Consider the following 26,006-nt stretch of genomic DNA (forward strand, 5'->3'; position numbering starts at 1 on the left):
ATCTCTTTTTTCAGATGTTGTTGTGGTGATTGTGAGGCCGTCATCGCGAGCAGGCTCGCTCCCACAATTGGAATGCATACTCCTGTGGGAGCGAGCCTGCTCGCGAATGGCAGCGCCACGGACCTAAAGGCTTTCCAGCGCCAGATTCAACTCAAGCACATTGACCACCGGCGGGCCTACCAATGGCTGCTCGACGTGAGCGTCCAGCAGTTGTTGCAGTGTCGCGACCGGCAAGTTGCGCGCCGTCGCGACACGCGCCAGTTGATAGGCAATCGCCGCCGGTGGCAAGTGCGGATCCAGACCGCTGCCGGAGGTAGTGACCAGCGCCAAGGGCACCGGCCCCTGGCCTGGCACCAGCAGTTTGCTGGCCTCGTCGATCACCCGCGTCGCCAGCGCCGGGTTGTTCGGCGACAGGTTGCTGGCACTGCTCGACACGGTGGCAAAGGCACCGGCCGAAGGACGCGGGTGGAACCAGGCGTCGCCAACGAAATCCTGGGCGATCAGCGAGGAACCGCGGACCTTGCCCTCGGCATCCCGCACCAGGCTGCCGTTGGCCTGATCCGGAAACGCGACCTGGGCCACGCCGGTGACCACCAGTGGATAGGCGACGCCGGTGATCAGCGTCATCAGGACCAGCAGGCTCAGGGCCGGACGTATCAATGTGGACATTTCAAAATCCTCGAATTCACAAGTCAGGTACACCGTGGCGCATCCATCGCGAGCAAGCTCGCTCCCACAGGGTATGAGGTGCTTTTGTGGGAGCGAGCTTGCTCGCGATGGCGGCTTATCTGGCACACCACGCAGTCAAACCAGATGCAACGCCGTCAACAGCATGTCGATCGCCTTGATGCCCACGAACGGCACCAGAATCCCGCCCAGACCGTAGATCAGCAGATTGCGCCGCAACAACGCCGCCGCACTCGCCGCATGAACCCGCACACCGCGCAGCGCCAGCGGAATCAGCACCACAATGATCAAGGCGTTGAACACGATCGCCGAGAGAATCGCGCTCTGCGGACTGCTCAGGTGCATCACGTTGAGCACGCCCAGTTGCGGATAGATCGCGGCGAACAGTGCCGGCAGAATCGCGAAGTACTTGGCCACGTCGTTGGCGATGGAAAAGGTCGTCAGCGCACCGCGGGTGACCAGCAACTCCTTGCCGATCTGCACCACGTCCAGCAGCTTGGTCGGGTCACTGTCGAGGTCAACCATGTTGGCCGCTTCACGGGCCGCTTGCGTGCCGTCGTTCATCGCCATGCCGACGTCCGCCTGGGCCAGGGCCGGTGCGTCGTTGGCGCCGTCGCCGCACATGGCGACCAGACGACCGTCGTTTTGCTCGTGACGAATGCGCGCCAGTTTTTTCTCCGGCGTGGCTTCGGCCAGCACATCGTCCACCCCCGCTTCAGCGGCGATGGCAGCGGCGGTCAACGGGTTGTCGCCGGTGACCATGACGGTGCGGATCCCCAGCTTGCGCAGCTCGGCGAAACGCTCGCGGATACCGGGCTTGACCACGTCCTTGAGGTGGATCGCACCGAGCAACTTGCCGTCGGCACACACCAGCAACGGGGTGCCACCGCTTTGGGCGATCTTGTCGATTTCACGGGACAACGGTGCAGCCAGATCAGCGCGCTTGAGGCCCACGAACGCCAGCAACGAATCCACCGCGCCTTTGCGGTACACGCGCCCTTGATAGTCGACACCGGACAAGCGGGTTTCGGCACTGAATGGCACAGCTGTCAGCACCTCAGCGGCCGGTTCCGGTTGCGGATGAGTGCCACGCAGGTACTCGACGATCGACTTGCCTTCCGCAGTGTCGTCGGCCAGCGAAGCCAGCAATGCGCCCTCGGCCAGTTCTCCGGCTGTCACGCCAGGCGCGGCATACACCGCCGAGCAACGACGGTTACCGAAGGTGATGGTGCCGGTCTTGTCCAGCAGCAGAACATGCACGTCCCCCGCCGCTTCCACCGCACGACCGGATTTGGCGATCACGTTCAGGCGCACCAGGCGATCCATCCCGGCGATACCGATGGCCGACAGCAAACCGCCGATGGTGGTCGGAATCAACGTGACCAACAGCGCCACAAGGAACACCAGCGGCAGGCTGCCATTGGCGAAGTGGGCGAATGGTTGCAGGGTCACCACGACCAGCAGGAAGATCAGGGTCAGGCCGATCAGCAGGATATCGAGCGCCACTTCGTTCGGAGTTTTCTGCCGTTTGGCGCCTTCGACCAGAGCAATCATGCGGTCCAGCGTCGACTCGCCGGGATTGGCGGTGATCTTCACCAGCAGCCAGTCAGACACCAGCCGTGTGTTGCCGGTAACGGCCGAACGGTCGCCACCGGACTCGCGAATCACCGGCGCCGATTCACCGGTAATCGCCGCTTCGTTGACCGCCGCGATGCCTTCGATCACCTCACCGTCACCGGGGATCATCTCCCCCGCTTCGACGCGCACCACATCGCCTTTGCGCAGGTTGGCGGCGGGCACCACCTGAAAGCTGCCGTTGCCGGTTTTGCGCCGGGCGCTGAGGCCTTCGCTGCCGGCCTTGAGGCTGTCGGCGCGGGCCTTGCCACGACCTTCGGCCAAGGCTTCGGCGAAGTTGGCAAACAGCACGGTGAACCACAGCCACACCGCGATTTGCGCGGCGACGAAAGTCGGCACCGCCGTGTCGGGAATGAAGCACAACACGGTGGTCAGGATCGCCGTCAGTTCGACCACCAGCATCACCGGAGCACGCTGCAATTGCCGTGGGTCGAGCTTGACGAAGGCTTGCACCAGCGCCGGACGCCACAGGGCCGAGATCGCGGTTTTCGGTTGTTCCAGCGCCTTGGCGAGGACCGGTTTTGTTACGGGCATATTCATCATTTGCTCCTCAGAAGAGAACCGGCTCAGAAGCCCATGCTCAAATGTTCTGCGATCGGGCCCAGTGCCAAAGTCGGCAGGAAGGTCAAACCACCCACCAGCAAAATGGTCACGGTCAGCAGGGTCACGAATAGCGGGCCGTGGGTCGGGAAGCTGTTTTGTCCAATCGGCGCGGTTTTCTTCATCGCCAGGCTGCCGGCCAGGGCCAGTACCGGGAGGATGTAGCCGAAGCGACCGATCAACATGCCCAGGCCCAGCATCAGGTTGTGGAAGGGGGTGTTGGCGCCGAAACCACCAAACGCCGAACCGTTGTTGGCACTGGCCGAGGTGTAGGCGTAGAGCAACTGGCTGAAACCGTGTGGACCGGGGTTACTCACAGCAGCGACCGGGCCTGGCAGGCTGGCGGCGATCGCGCTGAGCACCAGTACGCCAATCGGCATGACCATCAGGGTCACCACCAGCAATTGCACCTCCCTGGCCTGCAGTTTCTTGCCGAGGTATTCCGGAGTACGGCCGATCATCAGGCCGGCAAGGAACACCGCGATCAGCACGTTGAGCAACATGCCGTAGAGCCCGGCACCAACGCCGCCGAAGATCACTTCGCCCACCATCATGTTGACCAGGGCCACCATGCCGCTCAGCGGGTTGAGGCTGTCGTGCATGCCGTTCACCGAACCGTTGGACGCGGCCGTGGTGGTCACCGACCACAACACCGTGGCAGTGGTGCCCAAACGCGCTTCCTTGCCTTCCAGCGGTGCGGTCTGTTCGATGGCGACGTTGTTCAGGGCCGGGTTCGGCTGGTATTCAGCCCACAGCGAGGTGGCGCCGCCGATCAGGAACAGCGCCAGCATGCAGGCGATGATCGCGCGGCTCTGACGCAGGTCCTTCACGTAATGGCCGAAGGTGAACACCAGCGCGACGGGGATCAGAATGATCGAGGCCATTTCGAACAGGTTGCTCCACGCCGTCGGGTTCTCGAACGGATGCGTCGAGTTCACGCCGAAGAAACCGCCACCGTTGGTGCCCAATTGCTTGATCGCAATCTGGCTGGCAGCAGGCCCCAGGGGAATGACTTGGTCGACGCCCTGCACCGTCACCGCGTTCACATACTGCGCGAAGGTTTGCGGCACGCCCTGCCAGACCAGATACAGCGCCAGCAGCAGGCACAGCGGCAACAAGCCATAGAGGGTGGCGCGGGTCATGTCGACCCAGAAGTTGCCCAGGGTCCGGGTGGATTTGCGACCGATACCGCGGCACAGCGCGACCAGTACCGCCAGACCGGTAGCGGCGCTGACGAAGTTCTGCACGGTGAGGCCAACCATCTGGCTCAAGTAGCTCAGGGAAGCTTCGCCGCTGTAGGCCTGCCAGTTGGTGTTGGTCATGAAGCTGACGGCAGTGTTGAACGCCAGCGTCCACTCCTGACCCGGCAGGTTCTGCGGGTTCAGCGGCAAGTGGTCCTGGAACAACAGGATCGTGAAAAGCAACAGGAAACCTGCGAGGTTGAAAGCGAGCAAGGCCAGAGCGTATTTCTGCCAGCTCTGCTCAGTTTGCGGGTCAACCCCGGCCAGCCGGTAACAGCCACGTTCGACCGGCCCGAGGACCGGCGACAGCCACGTGCGCTGACCTTCCATTACCTTGTAGAAGAAGCGCCCGAGAAACGGCGCCGGGACCAATACCAGGGCGAAAAAACCGAGGATCAGCCAATAGTCATAACTGTGCATAGCCGCTCCTAGTTCCGGTCCGCGCGCAGCAGCGCAACCAACAGATAAATGAACAGCCCCACTGCGAGCAGCAGCGACACCCCGTCCAGAACGCTCATGGAAGTTCTCCGTGTTACGGCGTATTGCCGCGTGTGGAGTCATTGTCGGAAAGGAGGCTGTAAAGGAACGAGACCGAGGGTGCGCGCCAGGCATAAAGAAAGCGTAAAGAGTGGGTTTATGCTGGGGTTACAGCGGTGTCTGGGCGGGCAAGCCCGCTCCCACAGGGGATCGCGTTGCATGGGAAAACACATTCCAAATGTGTGCGGGCTTGCCCGCGAAGGCGGCATTACTGGCACCTATGCCCCCTGCTGAAGCACCAAAATGCGTGCATCCAGCACCGAACATCCCCGATACGACGTGTTTTTACGCTTTACGACTGCTATCACAACACTGGCACGCCCACTGCAGACGCCCTCCTCTCGAGCATTCCAAACCGTTCAGGGAGCAACTGCATGAACACACAACTCAAACCCACACTCGGCACGTTGCACCTGTGGGGCATTGCCGTCGGGCTAGTGATTTCCGGTGAGTATTTCGGCTGGAGTTACGGCTGGGGCGTCGCGGGCACATTGGGTTTTCTGGTGACCTCGTTTATGGTCGCCACCATGTACACCTGCTTCATCTTCAGCTTCACCGAACTGACCACGGCGATTCCCCATGCCGGTGGTCCCTTTGCCTACAGTCGCCGCGCGTTTGGCGAAAAAGGCGGGCTGATCGCCGGGTTGGCGACGCTGATCGAATTCGTCTTCGCGCCGCCAGCGATTGCTCTGGCGATTGGTGCTTACCTGAACGTGCAGTTTCCCGCTCTCGATCCAAAACACGCGGCAGTTGGTGCCTACATCGTGTTCATGGGTCTGAACATTCTCGGGGTGAAACTCGCAGCGACGTTCGAATTGGTGGTTTGCGTACTGGCCGTGGCCGAACTGTTGGTGTTCATGGGCGTGGTTGCACCAGCGTTCAGCTTCAGCAACTTCGCATTGAATGGCTGGGCCGGCTCCGATGTATTCGGTGCCCCGGCGATCGCCGGGATGTTCGCGGCCATTCCGTTCGCCATCTGGTTCTTCCTCGCCATCGAAGGGGCCGCCATGGCCGCCGAAGAAGCCAAGGACCCGAAACGGACGATTCCCAAAGCATACATCAGCGGGATTCTAACCCTGGTATTGCTGGCCATGGGCGTGATGTTCTTTGCCGGCGGCGTGGGCGACTGGCGCACCCTGTCGAACATCAACGACCCACTGCCTCAAGCGATGAAAACCGTAGTCGGTGAAAGCTCCGGGTGGCTGCACATGCTGGTGTGGATCGGCCTGTTCGGCCTGGTGGCGAGTTTCCACGGGATTATTCTCGGCTACTCGCGGCAGTTCTTCGCGCTGGCCCGGGCCGGATATCTGCCGACCTCCCTGGCCAAACTGTCGCGCTTCCAGACGCCGCACCGGGCAATCATCGTTGGCGGTGTGATCGGTATCGCGGCGATTTACAGTGACGGCTTGATCAACCTCGGCGGTATGACGTTGACAGCGGCAATGATCACTATGGCAGTGTTCGGCGCCATCGTGATGTACATCATGAGCATGCTCAGCCTGTTCAAACTGCGTAAAACCGAACCGAACCTGGAGCGTACGTTCCGTGCGCCATGCTACCCGCTTGTGCCGATGATCGCGTTGCTGCTGGCAGTGGTCTGCCTGGTGGCGATGGCCTGGTTCAACACCTTGATCGGGCTGATCTTCCTCGGCTTCATGGCAGTGGGTTTCGTGTACTTCCTGCTGACCGCGCAGTTGCGCGCGGATGCGCCGGCGGACGCAATGTTGACCGGGCTATAAACAGCTCAGGTGCGTTTGGCCTATCAGGCATAGAATGGAACCACTGCGAAAATCCATCGCTCAAAGTGGTATGCACGATCGATTGGCGAACTCCGTCAATCGGCCTGCCCTCAAGGAGAGCCCTATGCCCTGGTATGCCTGGTTGATTCTGGTCGTTGCAATCGGCTCGATTGTTGGCGGTTTGATGATGTTGCGCGACACCGCCAACAAGGTCGAACTGACCGATGAGCAACGTAAACGCGTCGCTGAACGCAATGCGGAAATGGATGCCAAGGAAGCGAAGGACCGCTAACCCGACAACCCTGTCATTCTCAGTGAATGACAGGGTTTTGTTTATCTGGCGTTGTAGGCAAACACCTGATTTTTCTCCACCAGCGTCATGTCAGCCAAGGTCTTTCCCTTGCTGATGTACTTCGCCTTATGATTGCCCAATAAACTTTGGTAAAGGAGTAGTCATTTTTTTTGATAAGTCTATGACGCTTTTAGAGCACCATTAGACGCATCTGCATGCTTTCTAGAAGTAGAAGTACAGTCACCATCCCATTTTCATTGGTTAAGATGGCGCATTGTTGCGGAGATTTCAGATGCGTTACTCGCAGGACCATAAAGCCCAGACCCACAAGCGCATCATCAAGGAAGCTTCAGCGCGATTCCGTCGGGACGGTATTGGGGCGACTGGCTTGCAACCGCTGATGAAAGCGCTGGGGTTGACCCACGGAGGCTTTTACTCGCACTTCAAGTCCAAAGACGAACTGGTTGAAAAGGCGTTGCAAGCGGCTGGCGATCAGGTCGAAGCGGTGTGTGCCGAGCTGTTCGCCCAGGATCGCCCACTGGATGCTTTCATCGACGCTTATTTGTCCGAATGGCACCAGACCTCACCTCATGAAGGCTGCCCGTTGCCAACCATGTCATCAGAACTTGGTTTGCGTGGGCAGCCAAGTCCGACCTCGGACGTAGTGTTGAACGCACGACTCCAACAAATAGAAGACACCCTTGAAGGCGAAGATGCCGCGGATCAGAGCATCGTCATCATGTCCGCACTGGTCGGCGCATTGCTGCTCTCGCGTAGCGTCGAGAACCCGGAACTGGCCCAGCGGATTCTCGACGTAACACGCACGTTTCTTAAACAACCCCAGGGCTAATCCTGCCAGCGCTTGAACAATACGCTGGCATTGACTCCGCCGAACCCGAAGCCGTTGGACAGCGCATACTCGATAGCCATGGACCGCGCCTGACCGTGGACGATGTCCACGCCTTGCGCCGCCGGGTCCGGACTATCGAAATTCAGTGTGGCCGGCACGATCTGATCACGAATCGCCAACAGCGTGAAGATCGCCTCAATCCCGCCGGCCGCTCCGAGCAGATGCCCTGTCGCCGATTTGGTCGACGTCACCGCCACCTTGTTATCTGTACCGAACAACGACTTGATAGCGGCCAACTCGCCGAGGTCGCCAACCGGAGTCGACGTAGCGTGCGCATTGAGATGTTGCACCTGAGCCGCTGAAATACCAGCCTGCGCCAATGCCAGCGACATCGCGCGGCGCGCACCGCTGCCATCTTCGGGGCCTGCGGTCAGGTGAAAGGCGTCAGCACTGGTGCCATAGCCGACCAACTCGGCTAAGGGTTGAGCCCCTCGCGCCAAGGCATGTTCCAGGGATTCAATCACCAGAAGTCCCGCCCCCTCCCCCATCACGAAGCCGTCGCGATCACTGTCGAACGGCCGAGAAGCCCGCTCAGGCGTTTCGTTGTAACCACTGGACAAGGCACGCGCCGCCGCGAACCCGGCAAGACTGACCCGATCGATCGCTGCCTCCGAGCCGCCACACACGGCAATATCCGCTTCGCCGCAACGAATCAGCCGCGCCGCATCTCCAATCGCTTGCACCCCGGCCGCACACGCAGTTACCGGAGCACCCAACGGGCCTTTGAATCCGTACTTGATCGACACATGACCCGCCGCGAGATTGACCAGGAACGACGGAATAGTGAAGGGCGACAGTCGCCGAGGTCCACGGCTATCAGTGGTGCGCACCGCTTCGGCAATCGCGCCGAACCCACCGACCCCAGAACCGATAATGGTTGCAGTGCGCTCCTGGGCTTGCGGGTCCAGCGCTTGCCAACCGGCCTGCTCCAACGCCTGCCGCGCGGCCTCCATGGCAAACAGAATGAAGCGGTCCATCTTCTTCTGCTCTTTGGGTGGCGTTGCTCGATCCGGGTCAAAACCCGCCTCGGGATCTTCCGCCACGGTGAGTACCGCGCCGCCAACCTTGGCCGGCAGATCGGCGACCACATCTTCAGGTAAATTACGCAGCCCGGAACGCCTGGCCAGCAAACGCTCCCAGACAGCTTCAACACCGCTACCCAGCGGAGACACCAGGCCCATGCCGGTGACAACTACTCGACGATCACTCATGTCGCAAATACCTCAAGCCGATGGAAGGTGCCTCATTTGTAACGTGCGGCGGCCGTACTTTTGGAAAGATTCGGCGCCATGACATGACGCGCTGCAACAAAAGCATCCCATTCGCCGGCATCCGGCAACGAAGGAATGGTGATGAGCTCTCCCTGGTCCAGACCCGAGAGCGCCGCGTCGACCATTTCATCCGCTTCCATGACCATGTCCGCCGGAATCTGGCTAGCGTCGATACCGGAGCGTTCCCAGATCTCGGTGCGCGTCACGCCAGGCAACACAGCTTGAACCTTGACCCCGGTGCCATCCAGTTCGGCATTCAAGGACTGCGTCAGGCTTAACACATACGCTTTACTGGCGCTGTAGGTCGCATTGAAGCGCTCGGGAAACAACGCCACCACCGACGCTATATTGATGATAGAACCCCGGCCTGCCTTGGCAAAACTGGCGGCTGCCGCCGATGCCAGGCGTGTGACCGTGGTGACGTTCAGTTGAATCAGGTTTTCCAGTTGCTCCATGTCGGCATTCGCCAGCAAGCCATCTGCCGCGACGCCGGCGTTGTTTAGCAACAGGCTGATACTCGAATCGCTGCGAAGACGCTGTTCGATCTTCAGTACATCATTCTTTTGTGTCAGGTCTGCCTTGAGCACTTCCACCTGAACACCGTGCTCGGCGCGCAATTTGGTCGCGGCCGCCTCAAGCCGCCGCTCGTCACGAGCAACCAACAACAAATCAAAACCACGCGCTGCCAACCGCTCAGCGTAAATCGCACCGATACCGGAAGATGCACCGGTAACGAGGGCTGTACCTTGGGACTGGGTGGAAGTCATGACTGTGCTCCTGGGGGATGTTTAGGGGAAACGAGCGCCTGAATGCCTGTACGCTTTAGCGAATTACAAATGAATTATAGGCATAATTTAATCAGTATATGATAGCCATAATTTTTTATTGGCCGATAAAAGGCGCTGCACTGCCCCTTTCGCCAGAAAGCAAAAAGGCCGGTCAATGACCGGCCCCTGGCGTTGAGATACAAGCTTAGTTCACGTGGAGCTTCTCGCGGTTCTTGTCCAGAATCGCTTTACCTATCCCCTTCACTTCCAGCAGTTCGTCTATGGAGGAAAATGGCCCATTACTTTCACGATAAGCAACAATCGCCTTGGCTTTGGCCTCTCCGATACCGGTCAACTCGCGCTGCAGTGTCGGGGCATCGGCTGCATTGAGATCGACTTTGCCGGACTGTGTCTTAGGGGAAACCTCCAGCACCAGAGGCGCGTTGCCTGATTCTGGCTTAGTCGCAGGTGCGGCAATTGTGGTAACAGAAGTGCTGGTGAGCAGGGCAAAAACCAGAGAGTAGAAATAGCCAGTACGCATAATTGAAGCTCCATGACATCGTTTTAGAAAGCAGCTTTTCCGAAGCTGCCTTCCAAACTTAGGCGATGGGTAGATCTTGTCAAAAATGTGTCTGTTGCAGGATGCGAAACAATCATATGCAATCCATAAAGTACACGTACCGCCAGGTGCGCTCCTCGTCTCCCATGATATTTCGGGTGAGCAGTTCAGCCACCGACTGCGCATGTGGCAGCCGCTCCAGTACGTGGCGCAGCGACGTACTGGGTTCCTGGCCGTTGACCTTGGCGGTCTCGACCAAGCTGTAGATCTCGGCACTGGCCGTAGCGCCTTCAGGCGTATCGCTGAACAGCCATGCCTTGCGTCCGATCACGAACGGCTTTATCGCTCGTTCGGTGGAATTGTTGTCGATCGGTAAAAAACCGGCCTCCACGTAGCGTTCCAGCCAGCTCCAGTTGCCGGCCAGATACAAACACTAATCATGAAGACCCCATCTCGAACAAAAATGCAAAATTGCATTGCTTCTCTGCCACCATCATTTGACATTCCGATCTATATGAGCATCGAGAGCCTCATAAAATCTTCGTTCTCCATCTCCACGATCAGTACCAAAAACTTCGGAAATCACATTTTGATAGGGCACATATGAGACAAAAGCAGGATCCAACAAAAATTTCGCCAACACCAATAACGAAATAAGCATGAGGGCCAAGGTTTCCAACATAAACCCACGCCTTACAAAATTAAATGAAATATAAACAGCCTGAATTAAAACCGTGAGAACTTGGTATCTATTCCAAAAAACAGGTAAAAACCACATACCAACCTGAAGGGCAAGCAGTATAAGCGTGCTCCACCTGGCAAGATTCAGCAGCACCGATTCAAATCGATCCCTAAACAAGCAAATCATGAAAAAACCATTTAACGCCACATAAAACAAAGAACCGATAGATATACCAGACCGAGCAGACTTTTCAGAATAAAACAACAGCTTCTCAGAGAAAGGAATGTAAGAAAACAGCCCCGAATCTAACAAATAACTAAAGCTCAAACCAAAAACAACGCCGCCCGACAAAATCAGAAAAACCATGCTCGCCTTTAACTCAACCCTCGATAATAGCAACAAAGGCATAAAAGCAAGCGAAAAGGAATGAAAGCCAACAGACAAGCAAGTGTAAAATATAGATTTAAACTTATCCTTTTCAAGCCAACACAATACCGCAAGCAACACCAATGAAATCGAAAGCGAAAACCTTATCGTCGCCATATTTGTTGCCAAGTACGTCCAACAAAAACAAACAGCTCCAACACCAGAAAACCCTGCGCCAAAAAACCTACAAAACCTGTAAAGAATAAAGCCATTAAAAACAGATACCAAAAACAAGAACGTTTGAAAGCTTACAACCTGACTGAATATAAATGTAACGGCCAAATATAGTGGCTCAAATGACGACGCCTGAACAAATGCAAAAAAATCAGAAACCTCAATACTTTCGTAATCCTGCTTGTATATAAGCCAATCATTACCAGTCTCAAACCGGAGGCCCGAAAACAAAACAAACAACATCAACGCACAAAAATCCAGAGCCCGACTATCCCGGCTATCCGGGCCCAAGCTTATAGACATAAGAAACAAAATCCACAACATCAAACTTACTGAAAAATATGCAATCACTTCACTCGCCCCGCCTTACACTTGACAATATAAAACATTAGATAGCAGAGATAGTAATATTTTATTCATAAGCGCACGATAATATTGTTCTCGATGAACGCAGCCAGTGATTCGAGGATGCCGGTATAGGTCAGCTCGTTGAGTTTGACCACGTCATCACTGGTGTTGCAGATGATGTGGCGAATGACGACAGATCCATTAAAAGTAGCTCCACCTGAAACTAAAATTCTCATCTACATTTTTCTTTATCGTTGCCTGTTTATTTGAAATATCCACTGCTCCCCTTACCTGGCTCGGGTAAACAGCAGCTACGAACCTTCCTCTACTCTTTTACTTGCTGGATAGCATTTCGGCTAATCGTTGATTGGCCTGCAGTTCGCCCTTCTGACGATCATGCACGCATTCGCATAACAAAATTCACAACGCCTTTATGGTTCACATGGGCCGAATAGCCGCCTATGGTATGGATTTGTGCCCGGATGTCATAGCGTTGCTTGTGCAGCTCCACGTAACCACCGCGCTGGCCGTAGGCTTGAATGGCTTGACCCAATGTGCCTTAGGCTCGGTAACCGACGAAGAGAACATTGTGTCGCAGGTCGTGCAGCATGACTATCAGATAATTGACGATTCGACCGCTGCTGCACATTCCGTTCCCTGCGATGACGATGGCCGGACGAACGGTTTCCGTCAGATGGCGAACCCTCTTCAAATGTGCTTCTTGATGGCGATCGACGCCGGACCTGCTTTTAGCAGAGGTTTCCACGCCCTGGAACGGCCGTAGTCGATCAACAGGCTGGGCATCAATAGGAGTTGGTGGCAGGAGCCAATCCTTGGCGCCATGACGTTTTCATCGAAGCCCGATGCCGACCTGTTAATCAAGGCCTTGTACATGGCCTATGAGCAGCGTGGCTGGCCTCGGAACGTGCTCTTTCACTCAGACCAAGGCAGCCAATACGCCAGCCGAAGCTTCCGCCAGCGACTCTGGCGCTATCGCTTCAAGCAGAACATGAGTCGACGCGGGAACTGCCACGACAATACGCCGATGGAGCGGTTGTTTCGCCGCCTGAAAACGGAATGGGTACCGGCCGTGGGCCAAATGAATGCTTCGCTGGCACAGCAGGATATTGGTCGGTTTTTGATGCAGCGCTGCAACCGGAAACGGCCACATCAATTCAACGGCGGGCTGCCGCCCGCTGTTGCCGAGGAAAAACTCACGCAGTGTCCGGGATTAGTTGACCACTACATCTTGATTGATAGGCATGTTGTATTTTCGGAGCGAGTTGCCCACGTATAAATGGATACCTCTACTTTGAAAATTCACCATAGTTATACAAGCCCATTCCCTACCGGGATCAAAGCATTCTTACTTCCCCTCCCCCCAGGGCCGTCTCGTTTGGCCCATTTGAGGTTCCCTCGGGTTTTCGCCTTCCAAAGGGCGGTGGTTGTGCTAATCTTTTCTCCGCTTGTTGCTCAAGGCGCCAGTCACTGAGCAACTGACAGGGAGAGCGGTAGTCCAAGGTCGAATGCAGGCGCTTGCGGTTGTAGAAAACCTCAATGTACTCGAAGGCCACGGCCCGCATTCCATCGCGCGTCTGGAGTCCAGGCGTATCTACTAGGTCGGCGGTCGAGATAAAAATCTAACAAATGAAAAATCGAGGACTTATTTCCGTCTTTCTTCTCGCGGCCATTCTGTGGTTTTGTACTGTTACATTAAGTGCCACGGAGACCGTGAAAGTTGAAAGCGTTTCTATCGAAAATGCCAAAACTTCACTTGGCATTGACACTCCGACCCCAAGATTCAGTTGGGTGATTACATCGAACGAACGTAACCAGAAACAGACCTTCTATCAAATCCGAGTTGCATCAAGTCCAGAGAAACTCCGTGACGCGGATGTTTGGGATAGTGGCAAGATCGCCGACGAGCAGTCGCAATTTATTCCGTATGCCGGTGCGCCTCTACGTTCACGTACAAGGTATTTTTGGACGGTCCGCGTCTGGGATGCTCAGGGCCAACCATCTGCCTGGAGCAAACCTTCCTCGTGGGAAATGGGATTGTTGACCGCTACCGACTGGAAAGCGCAATGGATCGGCCGTGGTGGCGTGGTGCCCATGCCTCCGGATCTTATCAAATCGCAACTTCCCGCCACTCCGGCCCAACTTAAGCCAGGTGAAAGTCAAGGTCAGAGTTTCACTACCGATCACTCTATCGCGTCAGTCAGCGCAGAGGTTCCGACCTTCAAGACTAGAAATACCAGCTTTACCCTCTCGTTAAGAAAAAACGGGCCCGACGGTGAACTAGTGGCAAAACGGCGCATCGAGAACCACACGGATAATGAATGGGCAACCCTGAAGCTCGACAGCCCCCTCCCACCTGGAAAATATTATCTCGAACAATCTGAGGTCGTCGGCGACGCGGGATGGTACACATACCCTGACAGCACTTATACGTTTGGAGAAGCCTACGCCAATGCGATGGAAATTTCGGGAGACCGCAAGACAAAATGGGAGATCAGTGGTTCGCGAGAACCCGATGGACTGACATCCCAATTACGCCGAGACTTTGATGCCAGCAAGAAAATTAAACAAGCCAGGCTTTATATCACTGCACTCGGGCTGTATCGAGCTCAAATTAATGGCAAAACTGTAAGTACTGACTATTTCGCACCGGGCTGGACCGACTATCGGAAGCGGATTCAATACCAGACCTACGACGTGACAAAACTGATCCACGCGGGCCGGAATGCAATTGCAGTCGATTTGGGCCCCGGCTGGTACGTCGGGAATGTTGGATCACTAGGTCCGAACCAGTATGGCCAGTTGCCTTACCTGCTCGCGCAACTCGAATTGCACTATACGGATGGCAGCAGTGAACTGATCGCTACGGATGACAGTTGGAAGAGTGCACTTGGGCCAATAGTTAATTCCGATCTGATAATGGGTGAACAATACGATGCCCGATTGACAACGCCCCGCTGGAACTTACCCAACTACGATGATAAAAACTGGAAGCAGGTACTGGTAGGTCCGAATGTGGAAGCCGCCTTGGTTGCGCAAGTCGACCCTCCAATTCGCGTTGACCATGAGATCAAGCCCATAAAGGTTACGCAAATCAAACCCGGCACCTACATTTACGATATGGGTCAAAACATGGTGGGCGTCGTAAGATTGCGCACCCGAGGGAAGGCTGGGCAAGTTCTTACGCTTCGGCACGGTGAAGTCTTAAACACGGATGGCACGTTGTATACGGAAAACCTTCGTACTGCAAAAGCGACGGATCAGTACATCATGAGCGGGCAGGGAATGGAGAAATTCGAGCCCACATTCACGTTTCATGGCTTCCGATATGTCGAAGTTAGCGGCGCAACGTCTCAGCCTGAAATTGTCGGTCGTGTATTGCGGACAGCCTCACCATTGACTATATCCTTTGATACCAATGTGCCGATGCTGAATCAGCTACAACAGAATATCTTATGGAGTCAGCGCGGCAACTTTCTCTCGGTTCCAATGGACACACCTGCGCGAGATGAGCGCTTGGGGTGGACGGGGGACCTCGCAGCATTTGCGGGTACAGCCACCTACAATATGCAGACGTTATCTTTCCTGGAAAAATGGCTGACTGATCTTCGTGATACTCAATCGCCAACCGGGGCCTTTGCCGATGTTGCACCTACTCTCCAGGGAATCAAAAACGCTGACGCTGGCTGGGGTGACGCCGGTGTATCTGTGCCTTGGACCTTGTATGAGCGCTATGGAGACCTGCGCATACTCGAGCAAAACTTCAGTGCAATGGACAGTTGGCTTTCGTATCTAGAAAAGACCAGTACAGACTATCTTCGTCCCAGTAGCGGTTACGGTGACTGGATGAACGTGGATGATGAGACGTCAAAAGATCTCATTGCGACAGCATTCTTCGCGGATAGCGCGCATACCCTCGAAAAAGTTGCTCGCGCGCTCAATAAGGATTCCGGTCGATATGCAGATCTTTTTGCGAATATTCAAAATGCATTTAATCGTGCGTATGTCCTTCCAGATGGCAGATTGAAGTCTGACACGCAAACTGCCTATGCACTTGCGCTGACGATGGATCTCTTGCCGGCGGCATCACGGAAGCCCGCTGCAGATCGATTGGCTCAATTGATCAAGGACAAGAACTGGCACCTGTCCACAGGATTCCTCGGCACACCTCGTCTGCTACCCGCACTATCGGAAACGGGTCATGCCGACGTGGCGTACCGGCTGCTGCTTCAAAATAGCTATCCATCCTGGGGCTACCAGATCAGCAAAGGTGCAACGACGATGTGGGAGCGTTGGGACGGAATTCGGCCAGATGGGAGCTTTCAAGACAAGGTGATGAATTCATTCAACCACTACGCCTACGGGTCGATTGGAGAATGGATGTACCAAAACATCGCCGGTATCCGTCCCGTGGAGCCCGGATTTCGACGATTTGTCGTCAAACCTATCCCAGGGGGCGAGGTGCACTCGGCCAATGCCCGTTATAGATCGGGTTACGGGACGATTGCCGTGCGCTGGAATGAAGGAAGTGATCAAGGGGAGCTTTTTGTCAGTATCCCGGTGAACACGAGCGCGGAAATCTGGGTACCAAATAGGGGAGGTAGCGTTCAAAGCGACGGCGCAAATTTCGTCCGTACCGAGCCAGGATATTCGGTCTATGAGGCCGGTTCTGGAAACTACCGTTTTACCATTCATTGAATCGCCAGAGCTTCAATAGGCGCTGTTTCAGAACTCCTTTGTCCAGCAAGCTTGATTAGGCTTGCCGCATGAGTAAGCCGCTGCCAGGCAAGTACCGACCGGCCGAATCAGCCCAGGGCCATGGATACACCCTACATCCCGATGCGGTGCATCGGGATGTAGGGTGAAACAGGTGTAAACCTATTTCAGGACTAGTCACATCGATAAAGCGCGGCTCATCGCTGACGTCCTTGAACTCGGCTTGCACTTTCAACTTGAGATTACTCAGGGGAAACTCGTGCGAGTCACTGTCGGTGAGGTTCTCGACGTGACAGTGGATATTCGGTGCAGTTCGCCACATTTAAGCCGTTGGGAGGCGGTTCGATTGTCGACTGAAAACCATCGTCAGCTCAGGGTCCTCCGAAGGCTTCACACACAGATTCGTGGTTCTGAGCGACTTTGCGGAGCTCTCTACAAAACTACCGACTACTACACCCCATCTGCCGAACGTTGCATTCGCTGGAACGACCCGACGCTGGCCATCGACTGGCAGCTGGGTGAAAAGCCACAACTCTCGGCGAAAGACCAAGCGGGCAAAACGCTGCAAGAGGCGGAACTGTTCCCATGAGTAGTTACGGTCGTAACCAGGTAGTAAGGCTGAATGAAACGTTAAGGAGAAGCAGCTTCTCTGAAGCTGCCTTCCAATCTCTGGAAATGCCACTCATAGTCCAAGTGGCAGGGCTATGTGACATAAGTCCGATCAGGGCTCGAGGCGTCGTTGTTGATAGATCCAGTCGACAATTTCACCATCTGGAGCATATCCGCTGACCGTGTCGCGCAGCAATTGACGTACTCGTGCATAGTCATCCTGCTCAACTGCTGCGAGCAGTTCCGTCAGCTTGGCCTTGAGCACGTCCCAAGTCAGATGATCTTCATTGGCACTCATGATCATGGGATGTTGGGTGGAGACTACGTTGTCACCGATCAACAACTCTTCATAAAGTTTCTCGCCCGGACGCAGACCAGTAAACTCAATGGAAATGTCACCGTGTACATTTTTTTCAGAGCGAACACTCAAGCCGGAAAGATGAATCATCTTTTCCGCTAACTCCACAATTTTCACCGGCTCGCCCATGTCCAGAACAAACACGTCCCCACCCTGCCCCATGGACCCAGCTTGAATCACCAGCTGTGCCGCTTCGGGAATGGTCATGAAATAACGGGTAATTTTAGGGTGAGTAACGGTGAGCGGCCCACCCGACTTGATCTGCTTATGAAATAACGGAATCACCGAACCCGATGACCCCAGCACGTTACCAAATCGGACCATGGTAAATCGGGTTTTATTGACCCGCGACACATTGCCCGTATCACCAAAGAGCACCGGGGCCATCTCGCGGCTCAGTGCCTGCAGTGTCAATTCCGCAAGCCGCTTGGTGCTACCCATCACATTGGTCGGACGCACCGCTTTGTCCGTGGAGATCAATACAAAGTTGGCCACACCGGCTTGGAGAGCGGCCTGGGCGGTATTGAGCGTGCCGATCACATTGTTCAGGACGCCTTCGGCAATGTTGTGCTCTACCATGGGTACGTGTTTGTAAGCAGCGGCATGGTAGACAGTGTCTACGTGCCAGGTTTTCATCACGTCCAGCAACTTGTCTGGATTGCGTACGGAACCGAGAATAGGCAACAGATGAACCGGTAGTGATTCCCGTGCGATGCGCTGCTCTAGTTCAGACAAAATGCTGTAGAGATTAAATTCACTATGATCTAGCAGTAACAACGTTGTTGGCCGCAAAGCCAGGATTTGACGGCAAAGTTCTGAACCGATTGAACCACCTGCTCCAGTAACAAGAACCGACTGCCCCTTGATGCAGTGCTCGAGCAACTCTCCCTGAGCAGCTACGGAGTCACGGCCGAGCAAGTCAGCAATGTCTACTTCCTGAATATCATCGACCTTGACTCTACCACTCGCCAGATCCATGAAACCCGGCACACTTCGAACATGCAGCGGAAAACCTTCAAGGAACGAGAGGATCTCACGGCGACGGCCTCTGTTGGACGACGGAATCGCAAGAAGGACCTCTTGAGCACCGGTAACGTCGATCATTCGCTGGATTTGCTCGGGATTGTAGACATGCAGGCCTGAGATTATCCGCTCGGCGATGCCTTTATCATCATCAATGAATGCTACCGGGCGCATGGCCCGCCCAATGCGTAATGCCGCAACAAGCTGATTCCCTGCGGCACCGGCGCCATAAACTGCCACTCTCGGGAGACCATCATCTCGGCTCGTAAAGGGCACATGCTGAACAGCTGTAAACCAGTCTCCCAAGAAGTACTGACGCATTGCCAAACGCAAACCGCCAATCATGATCAGACTCAACCACCAGTAATTGAAGATGATCGAGCGTGGGATGATATTTTGGTGGTTGCTGTACCAGTAGACGATCACCCCAAGAATCAGGGATGACAAGCTCACAGCCTTGATAATGGCGATCAGTGCGTCATTGCCGAAATAGCGCATCACAGCACGATACATGCCAAAGCGGATGAACAAAGGTATGGCAACCACTGGAGCAATCAGGAATAGCCAGGGGTGAGCAATAAACGGATTTGCCATCTCATCAATGCCAAGACGAACAACGAACGCCAGCCACAGGGTGACCCAAACCAGAACGACGTCGGCCGAAACCTGAATCAGTCGCTTCTGGCGGCGTGGTAGCCCGACTAAATGAGCTCGTAACCTCTCCATAAACGCTTCAAACACCTTGTCCCGCTCCTAAACTGGATATGACTCGATCATTGTACCTATTCGGGCACCCACGACACCCGCTAAATCAGTATCCAAAGCTCAACCGGTTGATGTGGAGACTGAGCTTTCGAGTTCTCCTGCATGGAATTTCACAGCGAGAATGATCAGAGGGATGTACGCCATTGCCAGGCCAATTGCACCATCGAGTCTCCAGTAAATCACGCAGAAAGCAATGGGGAACAACCAGAACATATTGATTGCGCCTACTGCCAGAGTTACCGGTAGATGCTTGCCGTATTGCCGTGAAGCAAACTGGTAAGCGTGACTGCGATGGGCTTCATAAACCTTGTCGCCTCGGACCATTCGACGTAATAGAGTGAACGTTGCATCGACGATGAAGACCCCTAATAGAATCAACCATGCCCAGAATAGCCCTGAAGACGTCCATGCTGCCTGAAGTGACAGCACTCCCAGTGCAATGCCCAGGAACCCACTGCCCGCATCCCCCATGAAAATGCGTGCCGGGGGAAAGTTCCAATATAGGAAACCAAGGACCGCCATAGCCAAGACCATCGGTCCCCATATCAGCTCTGGAGTCCCATTGATCCAATAGAGGAAACACGCGCCAAGGCACACACACAAAGATTCTACGCTGGCAATTCCGTCAATCCCGTCCATGAAGTTATAAAGATTGAGGACCCAGACCAGATAAATTGCCGCCAGAATATAGCCAAACCAGTGAAGGTCCATGCTCATTCCAAAAACGACTATAGGAGGAAAGCCTCCAGTCCATAACAGTGCCCATATACCCGCACCGAAATGACCGAGTAATCGCCAACGCGCTGCAATATGGCCATGGTCATCCATAAAGCCAATTAGGGCGACCAACATCCCCGCTCCGCCTACAGCAATGAGCTGCGACCACGTAACCAACCCCGCGTAACCAAGAACAGGCAGCGATACGAGAAAAGCGATTACGATGGCCACTCCACCACCGCGTGGGGTTGGGATGGAGTGAGAGCTTCGCGCATTGGGGATATCGATAATGTTTCGACTCAGAGCATAACGACGTAACGCCGCAGTCAGCCCCAAGGAAAGAACGGCAACAGCTGGTATGAGCCACAAGTAAATCATTGTTATTGATGTTCCCGAAAATGTAATGCAGTTGCTGCCAAAGCATCATCAGTACTGACTGGCGGCGTCCAGCATAAAAGAGTGCGAGTCTTGGTAATATCGACTTGCAGCGATCCACATAGACGCTGGGAGAGTGCTTTTTTACCCAATAAAGCGGCACCGCCCTGGAGCACCCAACTGGGTACAGGAATGAGTCGAGCCGGCTTGTGAAGCGCTTTCGCCATCTTGTTAAGCAGTGCGGTAGTGGATAAATCCTCGCCATCGCTCACGAGAAAGGTTTGATTGCCGGCTGCCGGGTGATCTATACAGGTCACTATCAGATCTACCAGGTTATCCAGCGCAACAAGACTCCGATTGTTGTAAATCGCGCCGAAAGGCAACGGAACGCCCTTGTCCAACCAGCGCATCATATTCAGAAAGTTCGCTTTGACTCCCGGCCCATACACCAGGACCGGGCGGATAATAACCACCTCCATCGCGGTTTCCGCCGAAAGCTGGCGAAGTCCCTGCTCAGCCTCCATTTTCGAAATACCGTAGGGATCTACCGGAGCGGGAGTATCATCGCTTGTATAGGGAGCACCTGCGGCCGTCCCCTCTCCGTTGACCTTGATCGAACTTATAAAAATGAATCTTCGCACACCAGAGGCGGCCGCCTGACGAGCCAAGTTCAAAGTGCCTTCAACATTCACTTTGCGAAACGCCGCCAACGGATCGGACTCGGCATCATTCATGACATGAACTCGTGCCGCAGAGTGAATAATCACATTAAAGTTTCTGAGATTTTCTTTCCACTGGGTTTCGCCATCAAAGCTGCCGATGCGTACCGTCCGAACGTCCTGAACCTCAAGCTGGGATTCGCCTCGGACAACAGCAACAACAGTATGTTTTTTTTCGGTGTGTAAACGCTTGAGAATAGCGCCACCGACGAAGCCCGTCGCCCCGGTCAACAAAATAGAATTCTGCATCAATAGCTGGCCTTTCTTAAAGTGGCGTTTCTGAAAAGATCTTCCAGTAGGGATAGAAGGCGAGATTTTGAATAATTACTCAAGTAATACTGCCGACCGAATTCACCCATCGCCCTCAATTGACTTGCGTCAGATTGCGCCAGCGCCAACGTGATCTCTGCCAAACCTTTCGAATCACCAGAAGAGCATGTGAGACCGGCCCCCGAGTCTCTGATCACTCTTGCGGCCTCTCCGTTGATCATCCCTAGCAGCGGCCTGCCGGAGGCAAGATAAGCCTGTACTTTTCCAGGTATTGTCTTCTCAAAAACGTCGTTGGTCTTCAGTGACACAAGCAAAGCGTCTGCACAAGCGAACAGAGCTGGCATCTCATCCAAAGGATGTCGACCTAGTAGCAGCACGTTATCAAGTCCTCTGGACTGGACTTCTTGACTTAGCCAATCGCTCATACGCCCGTCACCAACAATCACCCAGCGCACAGATACCTTGCCAACCAATGCTTCGGCCGCATCTAACACAGCGGGAAGATCTTGAGCTTCTCCGAGATTACCCGCGAACAATACAGTAAAGACAGTATCGTCACGTGCCAACAACGTTGAGACGCGATTTTCGTCTGTAGAAAAATCATCTTCAGCCCAACTTGGAAAATAAACCAGTCGTTGGGGAGATATGTCTTTCGTGCAATACTTTTGAACGTTTTCAAAAAAACCATGCGATTGCAAAAGCAAATAGTCAGTACGATTATAAATCCATGAAACCATCTTACCGACCATCGACAGCAGCACAGGTTTCTTCAAAACGCCGACAGCTCTGAGCGTTTCAGGCCATAGATCAAGAACCCACACAAAAACGGGTGCTTTTTTCAATCGACCAATCACCAATGCCGGAATAGCGGCCATGATCGGTGATACAGCATATACGAAGATTGCGTCGAACTGCTCGCCACGCAGTTTGTAGGCGCCAAAAACTGAGGCGCTAGTAAAGAAACTGAGATAATTCAATGCCAAATTAATGCTGCGTTTACCTCGCGGAAACATCGGCACCCGGACAATTCTGGCATCAAAGTATTCATTGAAACGCTCAGGCACCGCCTGGAATTCATCGAATACTCTGCCTTCCGGATAATTTGGCAGACCAGTCAGTACAGTGACCGAATGTCCCTTCTCGGTAAAATCACGAACCAAATCGTTTATACGCATATTTTCTGGCCAAAAATATTGCGTAACCAGCAGGATTCTCAGTTTCTTCTCAGGCATGATAACAACTCAAATTAGTAGCGTTTCCAGACGATTCGATTTACATAATCGGTATAACTGTGAACAATCCGGGCTACTTTTTCTGACACATTGGGCATGCTGTAATCTTCGACCAGGCGCAGGGTACGCTCCGTACCGGAAGCTTGCGTATCCAGAACCATCAGTCCTTGCAGTACTCGCTCGACCTCGAGCCCCACCATCATCACCGCAGCCTCCTCCATTCCCTCTGGACGCTCGTGAGCCTCACGGATATTCAATGCAGGAAAATTGAGTATCGAAGACTCTTCGCTGATGGTACCGCTGTCAGAAAGCACCGCTTTGGATTCCAACTGCAGCTTGTTGTAATCTTTGAAACCCAAAGGTTTTAGAAGCTTCACGTTTTCGTGAAATACAATTCCCATCGCATCTACACGCTTTTGAGTGCGTGGATGAGTGGAAACTATCACCGGATAACCGAAGTTTGCCGCGACGGTATTGAGGACATCAACCAACTTCAAGAGATTTTTGTCAGAATCGATATTCTCTTCGCGGTGTGCGCTTACTACAAAAAATTTACCCGCCTCAAGTCCCAAACGTACCAACACGTCCGAAGATTCGATCCCATGGCGATAATAATTCAGGACTTCGAACATCGGGCTACCTGTCTTGATCACCATATCAGGTGACAGACCTTCTTTGAGCAAGTAATCGCGCGCAATTGTACTGTAAGTAAGATTAATGTCAGCAGTATGATCGACAATCCGCCGATTGATTTCCTCAGGTACTCGCATATCAAAACAACGATTGCCAGCTTCCATGTGGAAAGTTGGAATCTTGCGCCGTTTGGCAGGAATAACAGCCATGCAACTATTGGTATCACCCAAGACAAGCAAAGCCTCTGGTTGAACAGACGCGAGTACTCGGTCCACAGAAATGATCACATTTCCTATGGTCTCAGCACCACTGCTGCCCGCGGCGTTGAGAAAATGATCCGGTTTGCGGATCCCGAGATCCTGGAAAAATATTTCATTCAACTCGTAATCGTAATTTTGACCTGTGTGGACCAATACGTGATCGCAATACTTATCCAGCGCAGTGATGACACGCGACAAGCGAATGATTTCAGGACGGGTGCCTACTACAGTGACGATTTTCAACTTTTTCATTGTGATTCTCATTCCCAATACGATCAGGCTTCGGTGCCCACTGGCATAGTGTAGGTGTCCGGAAGCTCACGATCAAAAATCTCGTTCGCCCACAGCATGACGATCATTTCACTTTCACCAACGTTGGTAATGTCATGACTCCAGCCGGGCACGGTCTCTACAATTTTCGGGGCTTCTCCATCTGTGAATAATTCATAGAATTCACCCGATATTATATGGCGAAATCGGAAGCATGCCTTTCCGGAAATAACCAGAAATTTTTCTGTTTTCGTATGATGATAATGACCGCCACGAGTAATACCCGGGTGCGCAGTGAAGTATGAAAACTGACCTGAATCCTTGGTCTTGAGCATCTCCACGAAAACGCCGCGAGCATCTCCGTACTTAGGAACTTCGTAAGTGAACTCTTCGGGTGGCAAGTAGCTGAGATAGGTCGAATACAAAGCCCGCACGAGGCCAGTGCCTACCCGCTCGGCAATCATAGACTGCCGACTCTCTTTAAAGGCATACAGTTGTGCCGATAGATCACCTACAGTTATCGAGTAATTTTGTTCTATTTTTACAAACGGATTACCTGCCTGCTTACCGTCCATTACAGAAATAAAACTGCTTATGACGTCGTCGATGTAAACAAGTGAAATTTTAGCGTTGGCGTCATTGATACTGACAGGCAAATTATTTGCTATATTATGACAAAAAGTCGCTACAACCGAATTGTAGTTAGGTCGAGCCCACTTCCCAAATACGTTTGGCAGCCTGAATAAATGCACACTATTGCCAAATGTCGTAGAAAGGTTCAGCAGAGCATCTTCAGCTTCGCGCTTACTGTCGCCGTAAGCATTAGCCAACTCAGCCTGAATTGAGGAGGTATAAAGTATTGGAATTTTACGTCCACTCACCGCGACCGCTGCGCATAACGCTTGAGTCAAATCGGCGTTACCAACCTTAAACTCTTCGACATCCTTAGGACGATTGACACCGGCTAAGTGGAAAACGAAATCCACCTCAGATACGAGCGAATGCAGACTGGCGATATTATCTTCGCGACAGAATCGCAGCACCTCGACGTCTTTTCGCTCACGCAGATGAGCTATAAGGTTTTTACCAACGAATCCGTTAGCACCGGTGATCAATACTTTCATGCTTTATTCCTCGGGTGTCGCATATTCGCCGCGCTGAATTGCACGCATAAAATCAAGTTTCAGTAGCAAATTCTGCATCCCCTGAACATCCAGGCGCTCGGTGTTGTGCGAGTTGTAGTCCACCATGGTGGAAATTTTTTCTTCGCCTTGCTCGACAAATTTACTGTAATTCAAATCTCGAAGATCCGGCGGCACTCGGAAATAATCGCCCATGTCCTCTGCGCAGGCCATTTCTTCTCGGCTCAAAAGCGCCTCGTAGAGTTTCTCGCCGTGGCGTGTGCCGATAACCTGAATAGGATGCTCAGGCTGCCCTAGCATCGATGTCAGGGCGAGAGCAAGAGTCTCCACAGTCGCGGCAGGGGCCTTCTGGACGAATAGATCACCGTTGTTGCCATGCTCAAAAGCATACAGAACCAAATCAACAGCATCCGCGAGAGTCATCATGAAGCGTGTCATGTTTGGATCTGTAATCGACAGCGGTTGGCCAGCTCGAATCTGACCAATGAACAAAGGAATGACGGATCCACGCGAAGCCATGACATTACCGTAGCGCGTACCACAAATCACCGTCTTGGTTTCATCCACATTACGGGATTTGGCAACCATGACCTTTTCCATCATGGCTTTGGAAATACCCATGGCATTGATCGGGTACACAGCCTTGTCGGTACTCAGACAAACTACCCGTTTGACTTGATTCTGTATCGCCGCCTCAAGAACATTCTCGGTACCAAGAACATTGGTTTTGACAGCCTCCATCGGGTGAAACTCGCAGGATGGGACTTGCTTGAGCGCTGCGGCATGAAAAATGAAGTCCACGCCACGACTAGCATTCAATATGCTCTGATAATCCCGCACATCTCCTATGTAAAATTTCAGCTTCGGACTGGCATAGCGCTTGCGCATGTCATCCTGCTTTTTCTCGTCGCGGCTGAAAATACGAATTTCAGTGATGTCGGTATCTAAAAATCGCTTGAGCACAGCGTTGCCAAAAGAACCTGTCCCCCCAGTTATCAGTAGAGTCTTATTATCAAACACGGCCTACCCTC

At 53.7% G+C, this 26,006-nt stretch carries 20 protein-coding genes and 5 pseudogenes; 6 read left to right on the top strand and 19 right to left on the bottom strand.

Annotated elements, in window-relative coordinates; all coding sequences use genetic code 11:
- Positions 1-123: 123 nt before the first annotated feature.
- The 4 genes from kdpC to kdpF form a co-directional block, all read right to left on the bottom strand.
- Positions 124-669, bottom strand: a complete 546-nt coding sequence (gene kdpC, locus WHX55_RS22955) for a potassium-transporting ATPase subunit KdpC (RefSeq protein ID WP_150758222.1) — start codon at positions 667-669, stop codon at positions 124-126.
- A gap of 135 nt (positions 670-804) precedes the next feature.
- The gene (gene kdpB, locus WHX55_RS22960) at positions 805-2,862 is read right to left on the bottom strand and encodes a potassium-transporting ATPase subunit KdpB (RefSeq protein WP_151214622.1); all 2,058 of its coding nucleotides are present in this window, start codon (positions 2,860-2,862) and stop codon (positions 805-807) included.
- Positions 2,863-2,888: 26 nt separating this feature from the next.
- Positions 2,889-4,583 (bottom strand): potassium-transporting ATPase subunit KdpA, encoded by a 1,695-nt coding sequence (gene kdpA / locus WHX55_RS22965; protein ID WP_151214621.1) that lies wholly within the window; start codon positions 4,581-4,583, stop codon positions 2,889-2,891.
- 8 nt (positions 4,584-4,591) lie between these two features.
- Positions 4,592-4,681, bottom strand: a complete 90-nt coding sequence (gene kdpF, locus WHX55_RS22970) for a K(+)-transporting ATPase subunit F (protein ID WP_007899818.1) — start codon at positions 4,679-4,681, stop codon at positions 4,592-4,594.
- Positions 4,682-5,074: 393 nt separating this feature from the next.
- Here kdpF and eat point away from each other — a divergent pair, with 393 nt between their 5' ends.
- The 3 genes from eat (at position 5,075) to WHX55_RS22985 (ending at position 7,581) form a co-directional block, all read left to right on the top strand.
- A complete protein-coding gene (gene eat, locus WHX55_RS22975) occupies positions 5,075-6,439 on the top strand; it encodes an ethanolamine permease (RefSeq protein ID WP_151214620.1) in 1,365 nt (454 codons plus the stop codon).
- A 124-nt stretch (positions 6,440-6,563) separates the two neighbouring features.
- Positions 6,564-6,731: a DUF2897 family protein gene (locus WHX55_RS22980; RefSeq protein ID WP_008017828.1), complete on the top strand. Its 168-nt coding sequence runs from the start codon at positions 6,564-6,566 to the stop codon at positions 6,729-6,731.
- A gap of 292 nt (positions 6,732-7,023) precedes the next feature.
- Positions 7,024-7,581 (top strand): TetR/AcrR family transcriptional regulator, encoded by a 558-nt coding sequence (locus WHX55_RS22985; protein ID WP_150758226.1) that lies wholly within the window; start codon positions 7,024-7,026, stop codon positions 7,579-7,581.
- Here WHX55_RS22985 and fabF read toward each other — a convergent pair.
- The 7 genes and pseudogenes from fabF to WHX55_RS23020 all read right to left on the bottom strand — a co-directional run.
- Entirely contained in the window at positions 7,578-8,852 is a 1,275-nt protein-coding gene (fabF, locus tag WHX55_RS22990; RefSeq protein ID WP_151214619.1) for a beta-ketoacyl-ACP synthase II, read from the bottom strand. The genes WHX55_RS22985 and fabF overlap by 4 nt on opposite strands.
- Positions 8,853-8,884: 32 nt before the next feature.
- Complete coding sequence (locus tag WHX55_RS22995) at positions 8,885-9,679, bottom strand: SDR family oxidoreductase (RefSeq protein WP_150758228.1); 795 nt, start codon at positions 9,677-9,679, stop codon at positions 8,885-8,887.
- Positions 9,680-9,884: 205 nt separating this feature from the next.
- Positions 9,885-10,220 (bottom strand): helix-hairpin-helix domain-containing protein, encoded by a 336-nt coding sequence (locus WHX55_RS23000; RefSeq protein WP_150758229.1) that lies wholly within the window; start codon positions 10,218-10,220, stop codon positions 9,885-9,887.
- A gap of 112 nt (positions 10,221-10,332) precedes the next feature.
- Positions 10,333-10,665, bottom strand: a pseudogene (locus WHX55_RS23005) (transposase); the annotation flags it as partial.
- Positions 10,666-10,731: 66 nt separating this feature from the next.
- Positions 10,732-11,823, bottom strand: a complete 1,092-nt coding sequence (locus WHX55_RS23010) for an EpsG family protein (protein WP_191624936.1) — start codon at positions 11,821-11,823, stop codon at positions 10,732-10,734.
- 134 nt (positions 11,824-11,957) lie between these two features.
- Positions 11,958-12,104: pseudogene (locus tag WHX55_RS23015) on the bottom strand (dTDP-glucose 4,6-dehydratase); the annotation flags it as partial.
- Positions 12,105-12,268: 164 nt separating this feature from the next.
- A pseudogene (locus tag WHX55_RS23020) lies at positions 12,269-12,604 on the bottom strand (MBL fold metallo-hydrolase); the annotation flags it as partial.
- A gap of 114 nt (positions 12,605-12,718) precedes the next feature.
- Here WHX55_RS23020 and WHX55_RS23025 point away from each other — a divergent pair.
- Positions 12,719-13,165, top strand: a pseudogene (locus WHX55_RS23025) (DDE-type integrase/transposase/recombinase); the annotation flags it as partial.
- A 184-nt stretch (positions 13,166-13,349) separates the two neighbouring features.
- Here the strand turns inward: WHX55_RS23025 and WHX55_RS23030 are convergent.
- Positions 13,350-13,448, bottom strand: a pseudogene (locus WHX55_RS23030) (IS3 family transposase); the annotation flags it as partial.
- Positions 13,449-13,599: 151 nt separating this feature from the next.
- On the opposite strand from WHX55_RS23030, the gene WHX55_RS23035 reads away from it, so the two are divergent.
- Together WHX55_RS23035 and rfbC are read left to right on the top strand one after the other, a co-directional pair.
- Entirely contained in the window at positions 13,600-16,584 is a 2,985-nt protein-coding gene (locus tag WHX55_RS23035; RefSeq protein WP_191629449.1) for a glycoside hydrolase family 78 protein, read from the top strand.
- A gap of 277 nt (positions 16,585-16,861) precedes the next feature.
- Complete coding sequence (gene rfbC / locus WHX55_RS23040) at positions 16,862-17,191, top strand: dTDP-4-dehydrorhamnose 3,5-epimerase (protein WP_353743077.1); 330 nt, start codon at positions 16,862-16,864, stop codon at positions 17,189-17,191.
- A gap of 132 nt (positions 17,192-17,323) precedes the next feature.
- On the opposite strand, the gene WHX55_RS23045 is transcribed toward rfbC, so the two are convergent.
- From WHX55_RS23045 to WHX55_RS23075, 7 genes are all read right to left on the bottom strand, one after another.
- Positions 17,324-19,318 carry a nucleoside-diphosphate sugar epimerase/dehydratase gene (locus tag WHX55_RS23045; RefSeq protein WP_150758402.1) on the bottom strand — a complete coding sequence of 665 codons (1,995 nt, stop codon included), beginning with the start codon at positions 19,316-19,318 and terminating at the stop codon, positions 17,324-17,326.
- 99 nt (positions 19,319-19,417) lie between these two features.
- Positions 19,418-20,452 (bottom strand): glycosyltransferase family 4 protein, encoded by a 1,035-nt coding sequence (locus WHX55_RS23050; protein WP_150758234.1) that lies wholly within the window; start codon positions 20,450-20,452, stop codon positions 19,418-19,420.
- 2 nt (positions 20,453-20,454) lie between these two features.
- On the bottom strand, positions 20,455-21,417 hold the full coding sequence (locus WHX55_RS23055; protein ID WP_150758235.1) for an SDR family oxidoreductase: 963 nt from the start codon (positions 21,415-21,417) through the stop codon (positions 20,455-20,457).
- Positions 21,417-22,670: a glycosyltransferase family 4 protein gene (locus WHX55_RS23060; RefSeq protein ID WP_353741387.1), complete on the bottom strand. Its 1,254-nt coding sequence runs from the start codon at positions 22,668-22,670 to the stop codon at positions 21,417-21,419. The genes WHX55_RS23055 and WHX55_RS23060 overlap by 1 nt, the downstream gene beginning before the upstream one ends.
- A gap of 14 nt (positions 22,671-22,684) precedes the next feature.
- The gene (gene wecB / locus WHX55_RS23065) at positions 22,685-23,815 is read right to left on the bottom strand and encodes a UDP-N-acetylglucosamine 2-epimerase (non-hydrolyzing) (RefSeq protein ID WP_150758237.1); all 1,131 of its coding nucleotides are present in this window, start codon (positions 23,813-23,815) and stop codon (positions 22,685-22,687) included.
- A gap of 23 nt (positions 23,816-23,838) precedes the next feature.
- A complete protein-coding gene (locus tag WHX55_RS23070) occupies positions 23,839-24,957 on the bottom strand; it encodes an NAD-dependent epimerase/dehydratase family protein (protein ID WP_353741388.1) in 1,119 nt (372 codons plus the stop codon).
- Between the two features lie 3 nt (positions 24,958-24,960).
- Positions 24,961-25,995 (bottom strand): polysaccharide biosynthesis protein, encoded by a 1,035-nt coding sequence (locus WHX55_RS23075; RefSeq protein WP_150753935.1) that lies wholly within the window; start codon positions 25,993-25,995, stop codon positions 24,961-24,963.
- Positions 25,996-26,006: the final 11 nt, after the last annotated feature.

Source organism: Pseudomonas fluorescens, assembly GCF_040448305.1.
GTDB classification, from domain to species: Bacteria; Pseudomonadota; Gammaproteobacteria; order Pseudomonadales; family Pseudomonadaceae; genus Aquipseudomonas; species Aquipseudomonas fluorescens_BH.

Excerpts from the sequence above, each read along its gene's own strand:
- WHX55_RS23060 (WP_353741387.1), bottom strand. The coding sequence starts at position 22,670 with ATGCCTGAGAAGAAACTGAGAATCCTGCTGGTTACGCAATATTTTTGG.
- kdpB (WP_151214622.1), bottom strand. The coding sequence starts at position 2,862 with ATGAATATGCCCGTAACAAAACCGGTCCTCGCCAAGGCGCTGGAACAA.
- WHX55_RS23070 (WP_353741388.1), bottom strand. The coding sequence starts at position 24,957 with ATGAAAGTATTGATCACCGGTGCTAACGGATTCGTTGGTAAAAACCTT.
- kdpA (WP_151214621.1), bottom strand. The coding sequence starts at position 4,583 with ATGCACAGTTATGACTATTGGCTGATCCTCGGTTTTTTCGCCCTGGTA.
- WHX55_RS23045 (WP_150758402.1), bottom strand. The coding sequence starts at position 19,318 with ATGGAGAGGTTACGAGCTCATTTAGTCGGGCTACCACGCCGCCAGAAG.
- WHX55_RS23010 (WP_191624936.1), bottom strand. The coding sequence starts at position 11,823 with ATGTCTATAAGCTTGGGCCCGGATAGCCGGGATAGTCGGGCTCTGGAT.
- kdpF (WP_007899818.1), bottom strand. The coding sequence starts at position 4,681 with ATGAGCGTTCTGGACGGGGTGTCGCTGCTGCTCGCAGTGGGGCTGTTC.
- WHX55_RS23000 (WP_150758229.1), bottom strand. The coding sequence starts at position 10,220 with ATGCGTACTGGCTATTTCTACTCTCTGGTTTTTGCCCTGCTCACCAGC.
- wecB (WP_150758237.1), bottom strand. The coding sequence starts at position 23,815 with ATGAAAAAGTTGAAAATCGTCACTGTAGTAGGCACCCGTCCTGAAATC.
- fabF (WP_151214619.1), bottom strand. The coding sequence starts at position 8,852 with ATGAGTGATCGTCGAGTAGTTGTCACCGGCATGGGCCTGGTGTCTCCG.
- kdpC (WP_150758222.1), bottom strand. The coding sequence starts at position 669 with ATGTCCACATTGATACGTCCGGCCCTGAGCCTGCTGGTCCTGATGACG.
- WHX55_RS23050 (WP_150758234.1), bottom strand. The coding sequence starts at position 20,452 with ATGATTTACTTGTGGCTCATACCAGCTGTTGCCGTTCTTTCCTTGGGG.
- WHX55_RS22985 (WP_150758226.1), top strand. The coding sequence starts at position 7,024 with ATGCGTTACTCGCAGGACCATAAAGCCCAGACCCACAAGCGCATCATC.
- WHX55_RS22980 (WP_008017828.1), top strand. The coding sequence starts at position 6,564 with ATGCCCTGGTATGCCTGGTTGATTCTGGTCGTTGCAATCGGCTCGATT.
- WHX55_RS23055 (WP_150758235.1), bottom strand. The coding sequence starts at position 21,417 with ATGCAGAATTCTATTTTGTTGACCGGGGCGACGGGCTTCGTCGGTGGC.
- WHX55_RS22995 (WP_150758228.1), bottom strand. The coding sequence starts at position 9,679 with ATGACTTCCACCCAGTCCCAAGGTACAGCCCTCGTTACCGGTGCATCT.
- eat (WP_151214620.1), top strand. The coding sequence starts at position 5,075 with ATGAACACACAACTCAAACCCACACTCGGCACGTTGCACCTGTGGGGC.